A 2,345-nucleotide genomic window follows, 5' to 3' on the forward strand; every position below is an offset into this window, starting at 1 on the left:
GCGAGAACTTACAAAGACTTAATAGAAGGGATTGAATTAGCTATGTTAGAAGTTACTCAAAAAGATATTCGCAATTGGTTTACTCACTGTTGCTACTGTACCTCATGAGTCAGAGAATTGCTATATCACTATTCTGATGAGATTTGGTTTGATAATTTCTGTGAGTATGTTGGCTGGAACTCTTTGTACTATCATCAGTTAACCTTTAACTATCAAAATAGTCCTCTAGGAAACCTTCCCTGCCTTTGGGCTTCGCTCCACGATATTACTACTATGAATGAGCGTATTATGCTGTCAAACACTGCGGGTGGGGAGATGGCTGGGAGATGTTTGATCCGTCTGTTCAATAAACTTTAGTGCGATCGCTGATCTTGTAGCCCGCATGGGTTACGCTACCGCTAACCTATCCTACAAATAATTGTGCTAAGAGCCTATTAAATCTCACTAGCCCTACCGTTTCCCCAGTGAGATTGTCCCCTATCTTAATCCAGAGCGAAGGAGTAATTTTATGTTTAAAGCAGAGATTGTTGCCGGCTTGATTGCATTGGGCGGTTTTAGCCTGGGCGCTCAAGCTATGACATTAATTAGCCCAACAATTGAAAACGGTAAATCATTACAAAATGCACAAATCTATAATGGATGGGGATGTACTGGCAAAAATGAATCTCCCGCTTTGAAATGGAGCGATGTTCCCAAAGGAACTAAGAGTTTTGCTGTCACTATGTACGATCCTGATGCACCAACAGGAAGCGGTTGGTGGCATTGGGTGGTCGTCAACATCCCGGCAGATGTGCGTAGTTTACCAGAAAATGCTGGCGTGAAAGACAGTAAAAAGCTTCCTCAAGGGGCGATTCAATTGCGGAATGACTTCGGCTACAACGGCTTTGGTGGTGCTTGCCCACCGGAAGGCTCAAAACCCCATAACTATCAAATTACTGTTTACGCATTAAATACATCTAAACTAGATATTCCCCCCAATGCTTCCCCTGCATACGCTGGTTTTTTCATTTTTCAGCATAAAATCGGAGAGGCTCGTTTAATAGCACCAACAAATGCGCGTTAACTAACCTATTGACCTCGGCTGGTGGGTTTATCCCTTTTTTCCAAAATACAAGGAGGTAGCTAACTCGGATTCAGGACAATCTGTAAAGCTCTCGGCGAAAGCCTCAAGCAAGGTTCTGAAGACGAGTGGTCGGGGCGACTCGATCGCTTAGTTGAACATCTGAGCCTCGGCATAGCTCAAAATCTCCCTATTGTCAAGTAGTTCAATTGTTTTGTGGGTTGGTTAATCTGTTTTGCTATCAGCAGCTTCGATACCTTCGTTCGGTTTAGCCTCGGTAGGGGCTGCCTCTTGATGGTGATGGAGAAAATCCTTGGGGGCGAATTTTCCGGCAAACTTGCCCACCTGAGCGCCGATCATTTTGCCCATATTACCAGTAATCCCACCTAATAACCCATTATCAACGAAATCCCCCGCCACTTCGCCCAGGGTTTTCCCCGCCTGCTCTAAGCTTTTGCTCTCAAAGGCTACTTCAATTTCATGTAACTCATTTGGTTTCTCTGGCTTTTGCTCTCCTGGATGCAGTATCTGATGGGAAAGATGACTGGCTTCATATCCTGCCAATACATCCCCAACCAGTCCGCCTACCTGAGCACCAGCGATCACGCCTACTGGGCCTAATACTGCCCCAACAGTACCTCCAATTACTTCTCCGGCTGTGGCACCTGCCATGCCACCTGCCATGCCTGCGCCCATATCCACCAGTTTGGTAGGATGTTCGCTGATCTGTTGCACATTGTCCTTAATACTGTCAATTGCTTGATCAGCCAACTGATTTACCTGTTTTATCCCTTGGTCAACCTGATGCTTCAAATCACCCATAATCCCTGGCAAAAAACTAAGTTGCACTGACGATTTTAGCAAAATTTGTGAAAAGGATACAGTAAAGGAAGCTACTACCTTCGCCAATTTAGGGATAGTTCACCAGGCACTCTCATTTTAGATGTAGCCGCCCCGTGGCATCGCAGCCTTGTCTTTGTATTCTAAATGAATCATAATACAATCTTGCATGAAGTATGATGAAAAACAACGACATGACCGATGTGACTGTTTCCCAACCAGCGATCGCCATTATCGGCGGTGGTTTCAGCGGTTCTCTGGTGGCAGCCAATCTCTTACGAAACGCCGCTGTACCACTGACTATCAAGTTAATTGAACCCCAGCAATTCTCATTTTAAAAAGTAACAAGTGATACAGACAGAAACAAAGCTTTAAGCAAGCTACAAAATGCGCTCCCGCGAGTGCGACTGCATCGCAGAGAAGTGAGTATATAGAGTATTTATAC

3 protein-coding genes and 1 pseudogene are annotated in these 2,345 nt (G+C 44.9%); 3 read left to right on the plus strand and 1 reads right to left on the minus strand.

Annotation, left to right across the window (positions count from 1 at the left end):
• A pseudogene (locus IQ242_RS22700) lies at positions 1–108 on the plus strand (IS630 family transposase); the annotation flags it as partial.
• Between the two features lie 400 nt (positions 109–508).
• Positions 509–1,063 carry a YbhB/YbcL family Raf kinase inhibitor-like protein gene (locus IQ242_RS22705; RefSeq protein ID WP_193961506.1) on the plus strand — a complete coding sequence of 185 codons (555 nt, stop codon included), beginning with the start codon at positions 509–511 and terminating at the stop codon, positions 1,061–1,063.
• A gap of 222 nt (positions 1,064–1,285) precedes the next feature.
• Here the strand turns inward: IQ242_RS22705 and IQ242_RS22710 are convergent, their stop codons facing one another.
• Positions 1,286–1,969, minus strand: coding sequence for a hypothetical protein (locus tag IQ242_RS22710; RefSeq protein WP_228021163.1), 684 nt, complete (start codon positions 1,967–1,969; stop codon positions 1,286–1,288).
• Between the two features lie 125 nt (positions 1,970–2,094).
• On the opposite strand from IQ242_RS22710, the gene IQ242_RS22715 reads away from it, so the two are divergent.
• Positions 2,095–2,238 (plus strand): FAD/NAD(P)-binding protein, encoded by a 144-nt coding sequence (locus IQ242_RS22715; RefSeq protein WP_228021164.1) that lies wholly within the window; start codon positions 2,095–2,097, stop codon positions 2,236–2,238.
• The last annotated feature ends 107 nt before the right edge of the window (positions 2,239–2,345 follow it).

The organism is Microcystis sp. LEGE 08355 (genome assembly GCF_015207185.1).
Lineage (GTDB): Bacteria > Cyanobacteriota > Cyanobacteriia > Cyanobacteriales > Microcystaceae > Microcystis > Microcystis panniformis.

Coding starts and splice junctions, on each gene's coding strand:
- IQ242_RS22705 (WP_193961506.1), top strand. CDS start 509: ATGTTTAAAGCAGAGATTGTTGCCGGCTTGATTGCATTGGGCGGTTTT.
- IQ242_RS22715 (WP_228021164.1), top strand. CDS start 2,095: ATGACCGATGTGACTGTTTCCCAACCAGCGATCGCCATTATCGGCGGT.